Here is an 18525-nt window from a genome sequence, read left to right as displayed (position 1 = left end):
CGTCTCGACGGCCGCCGGTTCGCCTTCGGCGGCGCGACGGCGGCCCGGCCGCAGCGCGAGCAACGCCGGTGTCGCCAGCAGCAACAACACCGGGACGGCAAGCAGCAGCCACCTCCAGTGCCACGCTGACGGCTTGGCGCCGGACGAAGCCGGTCGGCTCGGGTGATTCTGGCCCGGCACTTGGACACCGGACAGCAACGACGCCAGGTTGGGCGGCTCGGTGGTGAAGGTGTTCTTCGTGCGGTCCCAGGAGACTTTGCCGCCGGTGAAGTCCTGGGTCACGACGTCGCGGTCGACGGTCTGGTCGCCCACCGGCGCACCGAGCTTGCCTTTGGCGCCGCCGAGCTGGTCCCATGCGGCCTTCATGGCGCCCCGCAGAACGAATGCGCCGTGTCCGCGAGTCCAGAAGATCACCGGCTTGTCGGCGGCGTTGAATGTGCTGATCCGGCTGTTCATCACGCCACCGTCGGCCTCGTTGGCGGTCGGGAAGCCCAGGTCGCTGCCGACCGGTCCGCCGAGTGACTCGTATTTCGCCAGAATGTCGCTTTCGACGGCGTTCGCTCCGGTAGCCGGGTTCAAGAAGATCTTGCCGTGCGCAAAGTTCTGCCCGAACGAGTCGGTGCCGATCGGGTATTGGCCGCCCTCTTTGGCGCCCAGCGCTCCCCCGGCTCCACCGGTGGCGCGCCAGGCCGAGTTGATCGCCGCGGTCGGGTCGATCGGCACTTGCAGGCCGGTGAGCTGCTGAGCCAGCTCCGGCGGTGTGGTGCTGAATGCCTTGGTCAGCCGATTCCACGACACCTTGCCGCCGCTGAACGCCTGGGTGGTGACTTCACCGTCGTCCGCCTCATCCCCGACCGGAACCCCTAGGGTGCCTCCGGAACTGCCCAGTTTGTCCCATGCGGCGTTCATGGCGCCCCGCACGACGAATGCGCCGTGGTCGGGTGTCCAGAAGATGACCGGCTTGTCGCCCGCGGAGAAGGTGCTGACCCGGCTGTCGGGCCCGGCCAAACCGGGCACCTCGTTGATGGTGGGGAATCCGAGATCACTGCCGGCCGGGCCGCCCAAAGACTCGTACTTGTCCAGGATCGGCCCGAAGATCGCGCGGGCGCCGGTCGCCGGGGTGAAGAACATCTTGCCGTTGGCGAAGTCCTGCGCGAACCCGTCGGCGACCGGATAGACGCCGCCTTGCTTGTCACCCAGGGTCGACGTCGGGCCTCCGGCGTCCTTCCAGGAAGCGGTGATCGCATCGTCGGCGTCGGTTTCCGGCGACGCAGTCGCGGTGGTGGTCGTCCATAAGAGTGCTGCTGCCGCCGTCATCGCCGCGGCAACCAAGGCACGGCTCAGCGCCGTGCCGACCCGACCTCGCTCTGCAGTCACCCAGCCTCCCGAACACCGCTACGCTCAACTGCCCGTATCGTCGCAGGGCTGGCACACAACTTTGCTACAGCCACGGGCAATTGCGAAGTCATATAGCTGACATTACAAAAATGGATACCCAGCCGATGTCCAAATGATGCAGGGTCGCGTCGGAAACAGCTGGGTATGTAGGTAACCGTGGCCGAAAGATTCGATGTCCCCCGCTGGGAGAAACGCAACTGACATGGAAGTTTCCGGACTCATTTGGGCTCTGACCATTGCCGTCATTGCCGGCTTGGCGTTGTTCGACTACGCCTTTCATGTTCGCAAGGCGCATCGGCAAACGTTGCGTAGCGCCGCAATCTGGTCGGGAATCTATATCGGTGCCGCAATAGTGTTCGGCCTTAGCGTGATCGTTATCGCCGGGACCTCCTCGGGCATCGAGTACTTCGCCGGCTACCTCATCAACGAAGCGTTGTCAGTGGACAACCTGTTCGTCTTGCTGGTCCTCGTCAACAGTTTCGCGGTCCCGCGGGCCGCCCAGCAGAAGGTTCTGCTGTTCGGTGTCATGTTCGCCCTGATCGCCCGGACAGCGTTCATCTTCATCGGTGCTGCACTCGTGGCGGTGTTCGATGCGGCGTTCTACGTATTCAGCGTGATTCTTTTCATCACGGCGGGGAACCTGCTCAAACCGTCGGGATCCGGCGAGGGCAGCGGTGACATGGTGGCCGTGCGCATCGCCAGGCGCGTCGTGCGTACCTCCGACAGATACGACGGCGACCGGCTGTTCACCGTTGAGAACGGCAGGCGGGTCATGACGCCATTGCTGTTGGCGGTGATCGCCGTCGGCGGAACTGACCTGTTGTTCGCTTTCGATTCCATTCCGGCGATGTTCGGGCTCACCCGCAGTGTCTATCTCGTGTTCGCGGCCACCGCGTTCTCGCTGCTCACTATGCGGCAGCTGTACTTTCTGCTCGAGCGGCTGCTGGACCGGCTGGTGTATCTGTCATACGGCCTGGCCACCGTTCTCGGCCTCATCGGCGTCAAGCTGATGTTGCAAGCGTTGCACGCGAACAACGTTCCGTTCATCAACCGCGGTAAGCCGGTACCCGTTACGGAATTGAGCACCTCGGCTTCGTTGACATTGATTGTGGTGATCCTTGTGCTCACAACAGTGGTGTCCTTGCTGTCTCCCGCAGGACGGGCGCACAGCGCTGCGGCTGGCGCCCGCCGTCATGCAACGGCATACCTGAACCGTGACCACGACGTCGACCCAGCCGAGCGGGAGGAGATCTTCGACCGGCTGCTCACCGAGGAACGCCGAATCGCAGCGCTGCCAACCAACTACCGACGGCGGATACAGCGCCAAGATCTATCGGATCTATTGCACCGCGCTCATGAGGCACGCGACGCCGACAACTCCAGCTAGACGCCGAGGCTGCGACCGATGATCTCCTTCATGATCTCGGTGGTGCCGCCGTAGATCGTCTGCACCCGGGCGTCCAGATAGGCTCGGGCGATTGGATATTCACGCATGTAGCCATAGCCGCCGTGCAACTGCAAACAGCGGTCGATGAGGTGCACCTGCTTTTCGGTGGAGTACCACTTGGCCATCGCGGCCTGTTCCACGGTCAGCTTCTCGTCGAGGTGCAGCCGGAGGAACTCGTCGACCATCATCCGAACCACGGTGGTTTCGGTCGCCAGCTCAGCGAGCAGGAACCGGCTGTTCTGGAAGCTGCCGACCGACCGGCCAAACGCTTTGCGCTCTTTGGTGTACTGCAAGGTTTGCTCCAGCACCGTCTCCATGGCGGCAGCGGCCATGATGGCGATCGAAATACGTTCCTGCGGCAGGTTCTGCATCAGATATATGAAACCCATGCCCTCTTCACCGAGCAGGTTCTCCGCGGGGACGTGCACATCGGTGAAGGACAACTCTGCGGTGTCCTGGGCGTCGAGTCCGATCTTGTCGAGATGACGACCCCGATCGAAGCCTTCCATACCGCGCTCGATGACCAGCAGTGAAAAGCCTTGAGCGCCCTTGTCAGGATCGGTTTGGGCCACCACGACGACCAGATCGGAGTTTATGCCGTTGGTGATGAACGTCTTCGAGCCGTTGAGTATGTAATGGTCGCCCTGCTTGACCGCCCGCGTTTTGATGCCCTGCAGGTCGCTGCCGGTGCCGGGCTCGGTCATCGCGATGGCCGTAATCAACTCGCCCGTGCAGAATTTCGGCAGCCAGCGCTGCTTCTGCTCTTCAGTGGTCAGCCGCAGCAGGTAGGGCGCCACCACGTCGTTGTGCAGCCCGAAGCCGATGCCGCTGTACCTGCCTCGGGTGGTTTCCTCAGTGATGATTGCGTTGTAGCGGAAGTCCGGGTCGCCGCCACCGCCGTACTCTTCGGGCACCGCCATACCCAGGAAGCCCTGCTTGCCGGCCTCCAGCCACACGCCGCGGTCGACGATCTTCGCCTTCTCCCACTCGTCGTGGTAGGGCGCCACGTGGCGTTCGAGGAAGGACCGGTAGGACTCGCGGAACAAGTCGTGGTCGGGCCCGAACAGCGTGCGGTCATACTTCACGGGACTACCCATGGCTACCTCCGGCGAATGTTAACACTGCCGCCCAACATACCAACCAGATGGTTGGTTGGTCAGCTGGCAGGCATTTCCCGGCCCGCATCGTCGTCGGGCAGGCTGGATTGCCCGACTCCTCCTCAGGCCGCTCCACGGCCCGCATCGTCGTCGGGCATACAGTCAGCGACATGGTCGAAACGATCATGGTGCAAGAAGGCGGGCAGACGCTCGAGTTCTCCTACACCGACCTGTTGCGCTATGCCGGCCCGCACTCGCCCGGCGGCGTCGCCAACGCATTCAAAGCCATGCAACGCGCATTCGCGGTGCTTTCGCCCGACGTGCCGCCACAGCGACGTTCGATCTTTATCCGCACGGCGTTTCGTGGCCCCGGCGCGCGCGACGGCTTCGAGGCAGTGACACGCGCCGTCACGGACGGCCGCTACATAATCGACCGGGCGCTGGTGCGGCCCGACCGCGGACGATTGCTCGAGGATTTCATTTTCAAAGTGGGTATTGACGGTAAGACGGTCACGCTCCTGCTGCGCGACGGGTTTGTCAGCGCAGAATTCGTTGATCTGGCCCGCATGCAAGATCGCACACTGGACCAAGAGCGGCGACTCGATGCGCTGAAAACGCAGCTGGCGCAGCGGGTATTGGGAGCAACCGCCGCCGAGGTCTACGACATCGGTTAAGGCGGAACTAGCGAGCGCTCTGCTGCGCCCGACGTGCGCGCCGCCGACCTTCGGGGCGCGAAGGGCCGCCGTGGCCCCGGCTGTGCTGCTCGGTCTGGGCATATCGTGACCCGCCACCTTGCCGTCGCTGTCGTGGCTCCCCGGTTGGCCGGCTCTGCGCTTTCGCCGGACCTGAGCTCACCGGCCGGGCAGCCGTCAGGTCAGGGCGCCGCAGTGGACCGATCTCGCCGGCGAGTGCCTGTACCGGCGCCGAGTCGGCCGTCACCTGTTGCGGCTTGACGTTGATACCGGCCTTGCGCAGCAACACCTGGGTGTCTTTGCGCTGCTCTGGCAACACGACAGTGACCACGTCGCCCGTGCGCCCGGCCCGAGCGGTGCGGCCGGATCGATGTAGGTAGGCCTTGTGCTCGGCCGGTGGATCGACGTGGACCACCAATTCGACCTCGTCGATGTGGACGCCACGCGCCGCTATGTCGGTGGCCACCAGCACGCGAGCCTCGCCGGCAGCGAAGGCAGCCAGATTGCGCTCACGTGCAGGCTGGGAAAGATTCCCGTGCAGATCCACCGAGGGAATACCCGAGTCGGTGAGCTGCCTGGCGAGCTTGCGGGCTTGATGTTTGGTGCGCATGAACAGGATTCGGCGGTCGGTGCCGGCCGCCAGTCGACGCACGAGGTCCTTTTTAGCGTCAGCCCCCGCGACGTAGAAGACGTGGTGGGTCATTGCCGATGGCGACTCGTCGATCTCGTCGACGGAGTGCGAAAGTTCGTTGGTCAGGAAACGCCTAACCAATACATCGACGCCGTTGTCGAGCGTTGCGGAGAACAGCAGCCGCTGAGCAGCGGCGGGCGTAGCGGACAGGATGCGGGTTACGCCGGGCAGGAATCCGAGATCGGCCATGTGGTCGGCCTCGTCGAGCACAGTGACCAGGACTGCGTCGAGGCTGATCAGTCGTTGTTTCATCAAGTCTTCGAGCCGGCCGGGGCAAGCGACGACGATGTCGACGCCAGCTTTGAGGGCTGCCACCTGGCGGTTTTGCGGGACGCCGCCGAAGATGGTGGTGACCTTCAGCCCGCATGCCGCCGCAAGCGGTTCGAGCACCGCGGAGATTTGGGTGGCCAATTCCCGTGTCGGTGCCAGTACCAGGCCCGACGGCCGAAGGGGGCGTCGTTTCCCGCCGGCCAGCCGGGTCACCAGTGGAATGGAGAAGGCGAGGGTCTTTCCACTGCCCGTCTTCCCACGGCCAAGCACATCATGGCCTGCCAGGGTATCGGGAAGTGTCTCCAGCTGAATCGGATAGGGGGTAGTGACGCCGCTGGCGGCGAGCACCTGGATAAGTGGCTCACGCACGCCGAGGTCGGCAAAAGTTGGAGTGGTCATGTCTGAGGTGCCTTTCGGGCATCGTTGTGCCACAGAACCGCACCGCGGAATCGGGTCGGGCAGGCACATTGGCGAGATTGCCGGTGGGCAAAATCGATCGCCGCGAGTACTGCTCGTGCTTGAGGCACTGATCATCCGGTTCGGCGTTGCCGCCCACGACTCAGCTGTCTGCGGTCGCGCCGGGGGAATCGATAAGCGTTTCACGACGTAACGGCGTCATTCCTCGTGACGCCGTTGTTGAACACAACTCTACCGCACGGAGCGGACACCGGCGGACGCCGGTAGCTCAGGTCGCCGCGAACTCCTGCAGGCTGGCGGCCAGCGCCACCGGCACCCGCGCCTTGATCCGGGTGCCGTTGCCGTTGTGCTCGGTCAACTGCACCCGGCCGTCGGCGTGCACGCGCGACACCAGATCACCGCGGTCGTATGGGATCACCACGTCGACGGCGGTGTCGGTGGGAACAGCCAGCTCAGCGATCCGCTGGCGCAGCGTCTCGATGCCCTCTCCGGTGCACGCTGAGACGAACACCGCCCCGGGCAGCGCGCGGCGCAACTTGGCCAGCCCCAGATCGCTTGCCGCGTCGACTTTGTTGACCACCAGCAACTCGGGCGCCGGATCACCGTGATGGTCGGCGATCACCTCGGATACCACCTCGCGCACTGCGTTGATCTGAGCGAGCGGGTTGACGTCAGAGCCGTCGACGACGTGCACCAGCACGTCAGCGTTAACGACTTCCTCCAGGGTGGACCGGAACGCCTCGACCAGCTGGGTGGGTAAGTGCCGCACGAACCCGACGGTGTCGGTCAGCACGAAAGCGCGACCGTCGTCGAACTCGGCCCGTCGAGTGGTCGGTTCCAGCGTCGCAAACAGCGCATCCTGCACCAGCACCCCGGCACCGGTCAGCGTGTTCAGCAGGCTGGACTTGCCGGCGTTGGTGTAGCCGACGATCGCGATCGAGGGCACGTCGCTGGCCAGCCGGCGGCTGCGCTGGGTGTCGCGGATCTGCTTCATGTCCTTGATGTCGCGGCGCAGCTTGGCCATCCGCTCGCGGATGCGCCGCCGGTCGGTCTCGATCTTGGTCTCACCCGGACCGCGGGTGCCCACACCGCCGGTGCTGCCGCCCGCACGACCACCAGCCTGCCGCGACATCGACTCGCCCCAGCCTCGCAGCCGCGGCAACATGTACTCCATCTGCGCCAGCGACACTTGAGCCTTGCCTTCGCGGCTGGTGGCGTGCTGAGCGAAGATGTCGAGGATCAGCGCCGTGCGGTCGATCACCTTGACTTTCACGGCCTTCTCCAGCGCATTGAGCTGCGCCGGAGACAGCTCTCCGTCGCAGATCACCGTGTCGGCGCCGGTGGCCAGCACCACCTCGCGCAGCTCCTGCGCCTTACCTGAGCCGATGTACGTCGACGGGTCGGGCTTGGCACGGCGCTGCACCAGCCCTTCGAGCACCAGTGAGCCGGCTGTTTCGGCGAGTGCGCCGAGTTCGGCCAGGCTGGCTGCGGCCTCGGCGGCGCTGCCGTCGGTCCAGACACCGACCAGCACCACCCGCTCGAGGCGCAGCTGGCGGTACTCGACCTCAGAGACGTCGGTGAGTTCGGTGGACAGGCCGGCGACGCGGCGCAGCGCTGTCCGGTCGTCGAGCGCGAGTTCGCCCGTGCTGGGCTCAGCCGCAGTGGGCGGAAAGGAATCGGGATATGTCATAGCTAGTAAACATGGTGCCCGCCGGGACGGCGGAATGCATCCGAATCAACGGTGCTGAGCCCGCCACCATCCCCCGCTCAGCTCGCCGTGGGCCACCAACACCGACGGACCGCGCAGGTAACTGGTGGCTTCGCTGATCGTGACGACGACCTCACCGCCCGGCAGGTGGACCGTCAAGGTGCCGGTGGTGGCGCCGGTCATGGCCAATGCCGCGACCGCGGCGGCGACGGTTCCTGTCCCACAGGACCGGGTTTCGCCGACGCCGCGTTCGTGCACCCGCATGACGACCGCCCCGTCTTCGGGCGCGGTCAAAATCTCGACGTTGACTCCGTCAGGAAACTGGGCGCTGTCGAACATGACCGGCGCCGCGACGTCCAGCCCCGCCAACGCCGCTGCGGTCAGGCCGGGGTCGACGCAGGCCAGGTGCGGGTTGCCGACGTCGACCGCCAGGCCGGCGAAGCGCCGACCACCGACTATTGCCTCGAAAGCCTCGCCCCCGCTTCCGAGCCGATTGGCTTTGCCCATGTCGACGGTGACATCGGCGTTGACGTGATCGACGCGGTGGATGGTGACCGGGCGGGGACCGGCCAGCGACCCAACAACGAATTCGTCGCGCGGCTCTAATCCGCTGGCGCGCAGGTAATGCGCGAACACCCGCACTCCGTTGCCGCACATTTGCGCTATCGACCCGTCGGCGTTGCGGTAATCCATGTACCAGTCGCCGGAATCAACCCCTTCGGGGAGCCGGTCGAGCACGCCGGCCGCCAGTGCGGCGCCGGCGGTAGTGACGCGCAGCACTCCGTCGGCCCCTAAACCGCGGCGGCGATCGCACAGCGCACTGACCGCAGCAGGGGTCAGCGCGAGCGTTGCGTCCAGGTCTCGCAGCAGCACGAAATCGTTCTGCGTGCCGTGGCCCTTCGCGAAAATCATCTGCGGATCACCTGCTCAGGATACGTGCCGCCACACTCCCAACGCCGTATCGACGATGTCGTTCGCGCTGCCGACGTCGATCCAGTGGATGCGGTGATCGCGGCGAAACCACGACCGCTGCCGTCGCACATAGCGGCGGGTGCCAAGGAACGTCGGTTCGCGCCCGCCTTGGCCGTTCCCGCCCGCGTCGAGGTCGGCGATCACCTGCGCGTAACCCAGCGCACGCGAAGCCGTCACGCCGTCGCGCAAGCCCTGTCCGAGCAGCCTGACGACCTCGTCGACGAGGCCGTGCTCGAACATCGCGTCGGTGCGCCGGGCCAGCTGCTCGTCGAGGACTTCGGTGTTGCAATCCAATCCGACGATCACGGTCCCCCAGCGCGGGCTGCTGATGGCCGGTGCCGAGGCCGCAAACGGTTGGCCGGTCAGCTCGACGACCTCCAAGGCGCGGACGATGCGGCGAGCGTCCGTCGGCAAGATCGTCGCGGCAGCAACCGGATCGCGCCTTGTCAGCTCGGCGTGCAGGCCGGCCACGCCGACGTCGGCCAGCTGCAGTTCCCAGCGGGCCCGAACCTGCGGGTCGGTGGCCGGGAAGCTCCAGTCGTCGAGCAGCGACTGAATGTAGAGCATCGAACCGCCCACCACGATGGGCACCGCGCCGCGGGCGGCGATCGCTTCGACGTCGGCGGCTGCCGCCTGCTGGTAGCGGGCGACGCTGGCCGTCTCGGTGACGTTGAGGACGTCGAGCTGATGGTGCGGGATGCCGCGGCGCTGCGCGACGGACAGCTTCGCGGTGCCGATGTCCATGCCGCGGTAGAGCTGCATCGCGTCGGCGTTCACAATCTCTGCGCCGAGCCGTTCGGCGACGTCGAGTGCCAACCGCGACTTGCCGGTTCCGGTGGGACCGACTATCGCCAGTGGTCTCACGGCTGCCAGACACCGACGAAGTAGCCGACACCGTACGGCGCCCCGCCGTAGAGCTCTTTCGCTGATCGCGGCGCCGGCTCAGCCAGCCCGGCCAGCACCTGGTATGCCGCCCGCCCGACAACTTGCGCAGGCAGTCGGGTCAGGGCAGTGACGACACCGCCGGCCAGCGCGTCGTCCAGCGCACGCTGGACCTCGATGTCACCGGGCTGGTAACCGCCGGGCGCAGCCGCGGTCAGCGTATTGGCGCCGTCCGCGACGATTAGCACACCGATCTGCTCGGCGATTTGGTCAATCTCGGCCCGCAGTCGGCGGCCCACGGCCAGTGCGGCGTCCGCGTCGAGATGGCCGGAGTAGGCGCGGACTTCGGCACAGGCGTTGGGCTGGGCAAGGCCCCGGACCCAGGCGGTGAACAGCGCGCACAGCGGTAAGGCGGAGGGTTCCCCGTCGGCGTCCGCAGAGAGCCGTACTTGAACGTCGACGCCGTAACCGGCGAACGTGCCGACACCGTCCTGGCTGATCAGGCGGTCTTCATAGTCGACGCCGATGGCGATCCAGCGCGGCGGCAGCGACGCCGCCGCGGCGATCACCGCTTCCCGCAGGTCCGCCACTTCGGCAGCCGCGGCGCCGGCCAGTTCCGGAACCAGTACCGGCGGCGACGGGACGATCGCGATGGCGCTCAGCACGCACTCAAAACTAATGCCCGTCGAGGCCTGCAAAAACTCAGTCAGGCGCGATTGGCAGATTCGGGCAGGCCTTTGACTACCGACACATCACTTTGCCAGGAGTGCGATCCGCTCCCGCGGGTACATCACTATGTCCGCCAAGAACGGAGCCGCCATGAGCACACCTGCCCAAACCGGGATCATCAGTACCCAGATACCGGCACGACTGGACCGGCTGCCTTGGTCGCGGTTTCACTGGCGTGTTGTCGTCGGGCTCGGCGGCGTGTGGATTCTCGACGGGCTCGAGGTCACGATGGTTGGCAACGTGTCGTCCCGTCTCACCGAAAACGGCAGCGGCATCCACCTCACACCTGCAGACATCGGCGTGGCGGCGGCGTTCTACATCACCGGGGCCTGCTTGGGCGCATTGTTCTTCGGTCACCTGACGGATCGCTTCGGACGGCGCAGGCTGTTCATGCTGACGCTCTCGGTCTTCCTGGCCGCCACGGTCGCGACCGCATTCGCGTTCGCGCCGTGGTACTTCTTCATCGCAACTTTCTTCACCGGTTGCGGCATCGGCGGCGAATACGCCGCGATCAACTCGGCGATCGACGAGCTGATTCCCGCTCGTGTTCGCGGTCGCGTGGACCTGATTATCAACGGAACATACTGGCTGGGTTCGGCCGCGGGAGCGGGCGGCGCACTGGTGCTGCTGAACACGGCGCATTTCCCGGCGAATATCGGATGGCGGCTCGCGTTCGGCATCGGCGCCATCTTCGGCGTTTTCGTCCTTCTTATCCGGCGCAACATTCCGGAAAGTCCCCGGTGGTTGATCATCCACGGCCGCGACCAGGAAGCGGAGCGGATCGTCGGCGACATCGAAGCGGACGTCGAGCGGCAAACCGGCCAACGTCTCGGTGAGCCCAATGGAAAGCCGCTCAGGATTCGACAACGCAAGACGATTTCTTTCCGGGAGATCGCCCGGGTGGCATTCAAGCTCTATCCGCGGCGCGCGGTCCTCGGATTGGCACTATTCATCGGGCAGGCGTTCCTCTACAACGGCGTGACGTTCAACTTGGGCACGTTGTTGCACGGGTTCTACGGAATCACCTCCGGGCACGTGCCACTGTTCGTCATCCTGTGGGCGCTGAGTAATTTCGCTGGCCCCCTGGTCCTCGGTCGCCTGTTCGACACGGTGGGCCGCAAGCCGATGATCACCTTGACCTACGTGGGTTCAGGTGTCGTGGCCCTCGTTCTCGCGGTGCTGTTCGTGACCCGAACTGGCGGCGCTTGGACATTCATCGCCGTGCTGGCAGCGGTGTTCTTCTTGGCGTCAGCGGGTGGCAGCGCGGCCTATTTGACCGTCAGCGAGATCTTCCCGATGGAAACCAGGGCGCTCGCGATCGCATTCTTCTATGCGGTGGGCACCGCGATCGGCGGCATCAGCGGGCCGTTGCTGTTCGGTCAGTTGATCAATTCCGGGCAGCGCGGTCAGGTTGTCTGGTCATTGCTCCTCGGAGCGGTCGTGATGGCGATCGCCGGCCTGGTAGAACTGCGGCTCGGTATTGCGGCTGAAGGCCAGTCGCTGGAAGATCTGGCGTTGCCGTTGACGGTGGCCGACGCTGAGGAGGATGAGTCGGCGGAAATCGGGCCCGGCTCGATTGCCTAATCGGCTGAAGCCCGGTGCCCTGGCGGCGAACGGCTCGACGTCGACGAGCCCGAGGCCGTCACCGCGCCGGCGCAAAACACGGATTGAGGAAAGATCATCCCGCCAACGCTGCCGCGACTCGGGCATAGAATTCCGGCGCGGCCGGCAACGCCAAGGCGGCGGCGCACGGCCCGCCAAGCTGCTTGAATGACTGTCGGGACCTGTGCGGACCGGCAGATGCGGGACGGGCTGAGCCGCAAATGCAGTTCTCCGCAGATCCAGCTGACGGCGCCGCGATGCGCGGCAGATGCGCGGGGCTTACCGCGCGAAGGGTAGGTGACGGTGGCCCATGACTGTTGAAGACTCGCACAGCAACGAAACCAGGCCGGCGGTTCCCCGTCCGGGCCCGCGTCCGGGACCGCGTCCGTCACTCAGACCCACCGCCCACCCGGTCATCGGGCCCCCTGCCAACAATCCGCGCCGGTTCGGACGGGTCGACGACGACGGCACGGTGTGGCTGATCACCCCTGCCGGTGAGCGCGTCGTCGGTTCCTGGCAAGCAGGCGACGCCGATGCGGCGTTCGCCCATTTCGGCCGGCGCTTCGACGACCTGAGCACTGAGGTCACGCTCATGGAGGAGCGGTTGGCCTCGGGTACCGGTGACGCACGCAAGATCAAGGCTGCCGCGGCCACCCTCGAAGAAACGCTGCCGACGGCGCATGTGCTGGGTGATGTCGACGCGCTCGCCCAGCGGCTGACCACCATCCGGGAACGCGCCGAATCCATAGCTGTGGCCGAGCGTGCACGGCGCAACGAACAGCGCGCCGCTCAGACCGCGCGCAAAGAGGCGTTGGCCGCCGAGGCTGAAGAGCTGGCCGCCACCGCGACGCAGTGGAAAACCGCCGGTGACCGGCTGCGGACGATATTGGACGAATGGAAGACGGTCGGCGGCCTGGACCGCAAGACTGACGACGCCTTGTGGAAGCGTTATTCCGCGGCCCGAGAAACGTTCAATCGGCGCCGAGGATCTCATTTCGCCGAGCTGGACCGCGAACGGTCAACTGCCCGCGATGCCAAGGAGCGGCTGTGCGCGCGCGCCGAAGAACTGGTCGAGTCGACCGACTGGGGAGCCACCAGCGCTGAATTTCGCAAGTTGCTCACGGAGTGGAAAGCTGCCGGGCGAGCAAGCCGTGACGTCGACGACGCGCTGTGGCGCCGTTTCAAAGGCGCGCAGGACACCTTCTTCAAGGCGCGCAATTCAGCCACCGCCGAGCAAGATGCGGTACTGCACGCCAACGCCGACGCCAAAGAGGCACTGCTGCGCGAAGCGGAGAAGCTGGACACCAGCAATCAGGAAGCCGCCCGGGCAGCCCTGCGCTCGATCGGTGATCGGTGGGAAGCTATCGGCAAGGTGCCCCGGGAACGGTCGGCCGACCTGGAGCGGCGGATGCGGGCGGTGGAGAAGAAGGTGCGCGAAACGGCGTCTAGTTCGGTCGACCCGCAGGCGCAGGCCCGCGCTGAGCAGTTCCGTGTCCGCGCTGAGCAGTTCGAACGTCAGGCGCAGAAGGCAGCCACTGCAGGCCGCAGCAAAGAGGCTGCCGAGGCTCAGGCGAACGCAGAGCAGTGGCGGCAGTGGGCCGACGCCGCCGCCGAGGCGCTGACCCGGCGGCCATAACCGGCGGGTGGTTTATCCCGCTTCGTCGGTGTCGGGTGGCGCCGTATCAGGCTCGCTGAAGCGTTCGAGCAGCGGCCGCGACTGCTGCTCCGCGGCGGCGCGCCGACGCTGCTCTTCGGCAGCGAGCTGCACCACGGTCCGCGACCACACCACCCTGGCCCAGTGGAACGACAGCAGCATCAGCGTGATCCAGGCCAGAATCAAGCCGACGCCGGGGCCGGGGTGGCCGGCGGCCACCGTCTGCCGCGACCAGACGGCCAACAGGCCGACCGCGGTGGCCAGCGCCGAACCGGCCAGGGCCACCCAGGCCAGCGCCCAGCGCCGGGTCAGCAAAGCCAGCATCGAAAAGCCGACACCGAAGACCAGCGTGAGCCAGACGAACACCCGGGACGGCAGGGCCACTGCAGCCGCGCCCGCATGGTGGCTGCCGAACAACACATCCCAACCCCGCACGTCGCCGGTGTGCGGCAGAACGAACGACGCCAGCAGCACGAACACCAGGATCGAAACCACCAAGGCTCGTGCCCCCGGCTCGATTTCGCGTGCAATACGCCGTTCGGCGTCCTCGAGGTCGGGACGGAAGGCGTCGAACTCGCTGAGGTGCTTGTTGTCGCGCGTCATCGCGTGCATCCAAGGGTTTCCAGCGACTCAGCCGGCCGCCCGACCGTGGGCATGCCGAGACCGATGTGCGTTGCGGTTGTCCCGGCGGCGTAACCGTCGCCGGCGCGGGTGCGACGGTGGGTCAGCACGCCTGCGTCTGCGATCAAATGGTGCGGCGCGGCGTCGGTGATGTCTGTGGTGACCACATCACCGGGGCGCACCTGCAACGCGCCCGGCGCGAAGTGCACCAACCGGCCGTCGCGGGCCCGGCCACTCATACGGGCGGTGCGGGCGTCCTTACGGCCTTCCCCAGTGGCGACCAGAAGCTCGACGGTCTTCCCGACCTGCGCACGGTTCTCTTCCAGGGCGATCTGTTCCTGCACCGCCACCAATCGTTCATAGCGTTCCTGCACAACGGCTTTCGGTAGCTGACCGTCGAGTTCGGCGGCCGGGGTGCCGGGCCGCTTGGAATACTGGAAGGTGAACGCAGCGGAGAAGCGCGCCTGACGCACGACGTCCAAGGTCGCTGCAAAGTCCTCTTCGGTCTCACCGGGAAAACCGACGATCAAGTCGGTGGTGATCGCAGCGTGCGGCATCGCGGCGCGGACACGCTCAAGGATGCCGAGATAACGCTCGGCGCGGTAGGACCGTCGCATCGCCCGCAATATCCGGTCTGAACCGGATTGCAGCGGCATGTGCAGGGCCGGACACACGTTGGAAGTGACCGCCATCGCCTCGATGACGTCGTCGGTGAACTCAGCCGGGTGCGGCGAGGTGAAGCGGACCCGTTCCAGGCCGTCGATGCGTCCGCAGGATCGAAGCAGTTCGGCGAATGCGCCCCGGTTGCGGGGCAATCGGGGGTCAGCGAAGGAGACCCCGTAGGCGTTCACGTTCTGTCCTAGCATGGTTATCTCGAGCACGCCGCTGCCCACCAGCGACCGCGCCTCGGCGAGGATGTCGTCGGGTGTCCGGTCGACTTCCTTCCCCCGCAGCGACGGGACGATGCAGAACGTGCAGCTGTTGTTGCAGCCGACGGAGATGGAGACCCATGCCGAATATGCGGAGTCACGGGATGTCGGCAGCGACGACGGGAACTCGCGCAGCGCCTCGGCGATCTCGACTTGGGCGATCTTGTTGTGCCGGGCCCGGTCGAGCAGCGTGGGCAGCGACCCGAGGTTATGGGTGCCGAAGACGACGTCAACCCACGGCGCCTTGCTCAATACGGCCTCGCGGTCCTTCTGTGCCAGGCAGCCGCCGACAGCTATTTGCATGCCCGGGTCGTCGCGCTTGCGCGGCGCCAAATGGCTGAGGTTGCCGTACAGCTTGTTGTCGGCATTCTCGCGAACCGCACAAGTGTTGAACACCACCACGTCGGCGTCGGCGCCGTCGGGCGCGCGCAGGTAGCCGGCGGCTTCGAGCAGACCAGCCAACCGCTCCGAATCGTGGACGTTCATCTGGCAGCCGTAGGTCCGGACCTGATAGGTGCGTGCCGAGACGGACGCGGCACTCTGGGCCGCTGCGGCGCCTCCCACCACTACCGAACTCACTCGGCCATGGTACGGCGATCGGGTGGCGTCGGACTTTCGCGTACCGACTACCGCTCGTAGTCGCCAGGTCCTAGTTCGTTCGGCGATGGCTCCAGGCGCGTGTGAGTTGGCGCTCAAGTGCGGGATAGACGATCAAGTACCGAAACGGCTTGATGAAGGCCATATACATGCGACCGGATCGGCCACGTGGTTTGACGTACACAGCCATCTGCGCCTCATGATTGTCGCCGCTTCCGCTGCCGACCCACGCGAGGTGCATAACGCCGTGAACTGTCTGGTTCGATATCTCGGCGGCGAACTCGTCTTCGGTGCGGTACAGCGGCACAAATGGCAGATGGGCGAAATGCACGTCGTCCGCAGAGCCACGCAGATCCCGCGGTAATCGATCAGCGAGGGAAAACTCGCTCGTTCCGGGGATGGGCAACCGCTTCTGACCACCCGCAGTGGTCGATATACGACCCAGACCGAACCAGGCGCCCAAGCGGTCCCGCACGTCCCACAAGAATCGGGTGGCTGTCGATTCGGCGTTGAGGGGATCTGAATCGGTGACCATTTCTAAAACGCTGGTGAAGTCGTCTGTGTCGCCGCTGACGGCGGGAAGTCTCCACACATCTTCAAGGGTGAAGTCGTCGACGACGCTGTGCACGCGCCATGGCTGCGACAGTTGTACTGCGTTAGAGATCCGCATGACCACTCTCTTATACGAGTCCGTATAACGCCTCTCAGAGTAGCCGAAATATACGCCGCCGTATAACCTCCTGCTGTGCCTGCGAGGAAGACGCCGCCAGAAGCATGGATTGATGCGGCGCTGACTGCCTTGGCCGAAGGGGGCCCTGATGCCATCCGGGTCGAGGCGCTGGCGGCGACCCTTGGGGTCACGAAGGGTGGTTTCTACGGGGAGTTCGTCGACCGCAATGCCTTAGTGGAGCGCATGCTCGATACCTGGGAGCAGACGGTCGTCGATGACGTCATCCGCCGGATTGAAAACTCCGAAGACGACGCGGGCACTAAGTTGCGCCACCTGTTCGATCTCGCGCGCCGTCATGCTGACCGTGGACTCGCGGCCGAACTGGCGGTCCGCGACTGGGCCCGCCGCAATTCCGGCGTTGGCACGCGACTCAACCGTGTGGACAACCGGAGAATGGCCTATCTGCGCAAGCTATTCCGGCAGATCGGCTGCGATGATGATGACGCCGAGGCGCGCAGCTTTCAGGCGTTCTCGCTCTTCGTTGGAAGCAGTTTGATTACCGCTGAGCACAACGGCCGCTCTCGACGCGACGTCATCAGCTATGCCCTGGACAGTTTGCTGACCACGACTGATAGGCGCCCCGCGCGCGGTCGCCACACACGCTGAGGCGTCCGCTACACGTACCGCCGGGCTTAGACCCGTCTGCGCTCCCGTTCGGCGGCCAGTTCCGCGCTGACGACATCGCACGCCATGGTTTGGTTGTAGCCCCGCCGCGCCAGCATCGCTACCAGCCTTCGGCTGACCCGCACGTCGTCGTCGAGGGTCTCGCGCCGCAGCTTGGTCCGCACCAGCTTCTCGGCCCGGTTCCGCTCGACTTCGGCGTCGATCCCGCTCAGCACCGCGGTGATCACGTCGTTGTCGACGCCTTTGGTGCGCAGCTCCGCCGCCAACACGCGCTTACCTTTCGCGGCGTTGGCCCGCCGGGAGTGCACCCACTGCTCAGCGAAGTCGGTGTCGTCGATCAGGCGGACGGCAGCCAGCCGGTCGAGCACCCGGGCGCTGACGTCGTCGGGATAGCCCCGCTTGGCCAGCTGACCGGCCAGCTCCGCCCTGGTGCGCGAGCGCGCGGTAAGCAGACCCAGGCACAATGCCCGCGCCTGCTCCTCGCGCGACGGCTCAGAAGTCGACGGGTGCGGGCAAGACGTCTTCATCGGTCACCACTGCGCCAATGCCGAGCTTTTCCTTGATCTTCTTCTCGATCTCGTTGGCCACCTCGACGTTTCCCAGCAGGAAGTTGCGGGCGTTCTCTTTGCCCTGACCGAGCTGCTCGCCCACATACGTGAACCAGGAGCCGGACTTGCGAATGAAGCCCTGGTCGACACCCATGTCGATCAGCGAGCCTTCCTTACTGATGCCCTTGCCGTAGAGGATGTCGAACTCGGCCTGCTTGAACGGCGGCGAGACCTTGTTCTTGACCACCTTGCAGCGGGTGCGGTTGCCGACCGCGTCGGTACCGTCCTTGAGCGTCTCGATGCGACGCACGTCCAGTCGGATGGAGGCGTAGAACTTCAAAGCCTTGCCGCCCGTGGTGGTTTCGGGCGAATTGTGCACCATCACATCGTCGACGAAGTAGTTGTGATTACCCTCGACTTCGATATCAAAGCGATTCATAGACCGGGTGTGCGGTTTGACGTGCACATCCAGCACTCGAGCCGGTACCAGCCGCTGAGTAGGTGCGACAAATTCCGGCGTCACCCTGCTTTGACCACGGAATCGGGGCAGCAGTTTGTACTCCATGGACGGCGCCATGTAGGGCGCCACCATCTCTTCGAACTTCGCCGTCGCCACCGTGGAGAACACCAGTACTGCCTTGCCAGCCGAGCCGGCGGAGCGTAGACGCACATCTAACCCGTGAGTGTCGCGTAGATAGTCACGCAACCGAATCCGCGTACCTTCAGTCATGGCCTCGACGCAGATCTCGATGCGGCCGCTACCGCCAGCAGTGCGTTCCTGCACTCCCTTGGAGCGCAAACTGAATGAGCCGTCGTCCATGTACCAGATGGCCAGGGCCAGCGGCGTCAGCGCCTTGAGGTACTCCTGAGAGAAGAACTTCTTGCCGTCCCCTAGATACACCGCGCGCTGCAGCTCG

16 protein-coding genes and 1 pseudogene are annotated in these 18525 nt (G+C 65.4%); 5 read left to right on the top strand and 12 right to left on the bottom strand.

What is annotated here, in order from left to right:
• Nucleotides 1-1377, bottom strand: a 1377-nt coding sequence (locus WA317_RS16000) for an LGFP repeat-containing protein (protein ID WP_425173961.1), incomplete at its 3' end; no start/stop codon positions are given.
• A 223-nt stretch (nt 1378-1600) separates the two neighbouring features.
• Here WA317_RS16000 and WA317_RS15995 point away from each other — a divergent pair.
• Nucleotides 1601-2785, top strand: coding sequence for a TerC/Alx family metal homeostasis membrane protein (locus WA317_RS15995; protein ID WP_425173960.1), 1185 nt, complete (start codon nt 1601-1603; stop codon nt 2783-2785).
• Here WA317_RS15995 and WA317_RS15990 read toward each other — a convergent pair.
• Nucleotides 2782-3942, bottom strand: a complete 1161-nt coding sequence (locus WA317_RS15990) for an acyl-CoA dehydrogenase family protein (RefSeq protein WP_425173959.1) — start codon at nt 3940-3942, stop codon at nt 2782-2784. The two genes, WA317_RS15995 and WA317_RS15990, sit on opposite strands and share 4 nt — an antisense overlap.
• A 47-nt stretch (nt 3943-3989) precedes the next feature.
• Here WA317_RS15990 and WA317_RS15985 point away from each other — a divergent pair, with 47 nt between their 5' ends.
• Nucleotides 3990-4616, top strand: coding sequence for a hypothetical protein (locus tag WA317_RS15985; RefSeq protein WP_425173958.1), 627 nt, complete (start codon nt 3990-3992; stop codon nt 4614-4616).
• Nucleotides 4617-4623: 7 nt separating this feature from the next.
• Here WA317_RS15985 and WA317_RS15980 read toward each other — a convergent pair whose 3' ends face one another.
• From WA317_RS15980 to WA317_RS15960, 5 genes are all read right to left on the bottom strand, one after another.
• Complete coding sequence (locus WA317_RS15980) at nt 4624-5994, bottom strand: DEAD/DEAH box helicase (protein WP_425173957.1); 1371 nt, start codon at nt 5992-5994, stop codon at nt 4624-4626.
• A 286-nt stretch (nt 5995-6280) separates the two neighbouring features.
• The gene (hflX, locus tag WA317_RS15975; RefSeq protein ID WP_425173956.1) at nt 6281-7702 is read right to left on the bottom strand and encodes a GTPase HflX; all 1422 of its coding nucleotides are present in this window, start codon (nt 7700-7702) and stop codon (nt 6281-6283) included.
• A 45-nt stretch (nt 7703-7747) separates the two neighbouring features.
• Nucleotides 7748-8632, bottom strand: coding sequence for a diaminopimelate epimerase (gene dapF / locus WA317_RS15970; protein ID WP_425173955.1), 885 nt, complete (start codon nt 8630-8632; stop codon nt 7748-7750).
• Nucleotides 8633-8647: 15 nt separating this feature from the next.
• Nucleotides 8648-9556: a tRNA (adenosine(37)-N6)-dimethylallyltransferase MiaA gene (gene miaA / locus WA317_RS15965; protein WP_425173954.1), complete on the bottom strand. Its 909-nt coding sequence runs from the start codon at nt 9554-9556 to the stop codon at nt 8648-8650.
• Nucleotides 9553-10239, bottom strand: a complete 687-nt coding sequence (locus WA317_RS15960; RefSeq protein ID WP_425173953.1) for a hypothetical protein — start codon at nt 10237-10239, stop codon at nt 9553-9555. The genes miaA and WA317_RS15960 overlap by 4 nt, the downstream gene beginning before the upstream one ends.
• Nucleotides 10240-10393: 154 nt before the next feature.
• Between WA317_RS15960 and WA317_RS15955 the strand changes: the two genes are divergently transcribed.
• Together WA317_RS15955 and WA317_RS15950 are read left to right on the top strand one after the other, a co-directional pair.
• Nucleotides 10394-11887, top strand: a complete 1494-nt coding sequence (locus tag WA317_RS15955; protein ID WP_425173952.1) for an MFS transporter — start codon at nt 10394-10396, stop codon at nt 11885-11887.
• A 328-nt stretch (nt 11888-12215) separates the two neighbouring features.
• Nucleotides 12216-13541 carry a DUF349 domain-containing protein gene (locus WA317_RS15950; RefSeq protein ID WP_425173951.1) on the top strand — a complete coding sequence of 442 codons (1326 nt, stop codon included), beginning with the start codon at nt 12216-12218 and terminating at the stop codon, nt 13539-13541.
• Between the two features lie 12 nt (nt 13542-13553).
• On the opposite strand, the gene WA317_RS15945 is transcribed toward WA317_RS15950, so the two are convergent.
• From WA317_RS15945 to WA317_RS15935, 3 genes are all read right to left on the bottom strand, one after another.
• Entirely contained in the window at nt 13554-14162 is a 609-nt protein-coding gene (locus WA317_RS15945; protein ID WP_425173950.1) for a hypothetical protein, read from the bottom strand.
• Nucleotides 14159-15688 carry a tRNA (N6-isopentenyl adenosine(37)-C2)-methylthiotransferase MiaB gene (miaB, locus tag WA317_RS15940; protein WP_425173949.1) on the bottom strand — a complete coding sequence of 510 codons (1530 nt, stop codon included), beginning with the start codon at nt 15686-15688 and terminating at the stop codon, nt 14159-14161. The genes WA317_RS15945 and miaB overlap by 4 nt, the downstream gene beginning before the upstream one ends.
• Nucleotides 15689-15758: 70 nt before the next feature.
• A complete protein-coding gene (locus WA317_RS15935; protein ID WP_425173948.1) occupies nt 15759-16376 on the bottom strand; it encodes a DUF2867 domain-containing protein in 618 nt (205 codons plus the stop codon).
• 75 nt (nt 16377-16451) lie between these two features.
• On the opposite strand from WA317_RS15935, the gene WA317_RS15930 reads away from it, so the two are divergent.
• Nucleotides 16452-17042 (top strand): TetR/AcrR family transcriptional regulator, encoded by a 591-nt coding sequence (locus WA317_RS15930; RefSeq protein WP_425173947.1) that lies wholly within the window; start codon nt 16452-16454, stop codon nt 17040-17042.
• A 26-nt stretch (nt 17043-17068) separates the two neighbouring features.
• Here the strand turns inward: WA317_RS15930 and recX are convergent, their stop codons facing one another.
• Entirely contained in the window at nt 17069-17587 is a 519-nt protein-coding gene (recX, locus tag WA317_RS15925; protein ID WP_425173946.1) for a recombination regulator RecX, read from the bottom strand.
• Nucleotides 17553-18525: pseudogene (locus WA317_RS15920) on the bottom strand (intein-containing recombinase RecA); the annotation flags it as partial. The gene recX and the pseudogene WA317_RS15920, both read right to left, overlap by 35 nt.

Origin of the sequence: Mycobacterium sp., from assembly GCF_049802695.1 — a bacterium.
In the GTDB taxonomy this organism is placed as follows: Bacteria; Actinomycetota; Actinomycetes; order Mycobacteriales; family Mycobacteriaceae; genus Mycobacterium.
The sequence above is the reverse complement of the archived record's forward strand: the minus strand, read 5'-3'. Positions and strand labels throughout refer to the sequence as shown.

Bases quoted from the DNA above. Each gene is read 5' to 3' on its own strand.
- WA317_RS15995 (WP_425173960.1), top strand. From the start codon at position 1,601: ATGGAAGTTTCCGGACTCATTTGGGCTCTGACCATTGCCGTCATTGCC.
- WA317_RS15990 (WP_425173959.1), bottom strand. From the start codon at position 3,942: ATGGGTAGTCCCGTGAAGTATGACCGCACGCTGTTCGGGCCCGACCAC.
- WA317_RS15985 (WP_425173958.1), top strand. From the start codon at position 3,990: ATGGTTGGTTGGTCAGCTGGCAGGCATTTCCCGGCCCGCATCGTCGTC.
- WA317_RS15980 (WP_425173957.1), bottom strand. From the start codon at position 5,994: ATGACCACTCCAACTTTTGCCGACCTCGGCGTGCGTGAGCCACTTATC.
- hflX (WP_425173956.1), bottom strand. From the start codon at position 7,702: ATGACATATCCCGATTCCTTTCCGCCCACTGCGGCTGAGCCCAGCACG.
- dapF (WP_425173955.1), bottom strand. From the start codon at position 8,632: ATGATTTTCGCGAAGGGCCACGGCACGCAGAACGATTTCGTGCTGCTG.
- WA317_RS15955 (WP_425173952.1), top strand. From the start codon at position 10,394: ATGAGCACACCTGCCCAAACCGGGATCATCAGTACCCAGATACCGGCA.
- WA317_RS15950 (WP_425173951.1), top strand. From the start codon at position 12,216: ATGACTGTTGAAGACTCGCACAGCAACGAAACCAGGCCGGCGGTTCCC.
- WA317_RS15945 (WP_425173950.1), bottom strand. From the start codon at position 14,162: ATGACGCGCGACAACAAGCACCTCAGCGAGTTCGACGCCTTCCGTCCC.
- WA317_RS15935 (WP_425173948.1), bottom strand. From the start codon at position 16,376: ATGCGGATCTCTAACGCAGTACAACTGTCGCAGCCATGGCGCGTGCAC.
- recX (WP_425173946.1), bottom strand. From the start codon at position 17,587: ATGAAGACGTCTTGCCCGCACCCGTCGACTTCTGAGCCGTCGCGCGAG.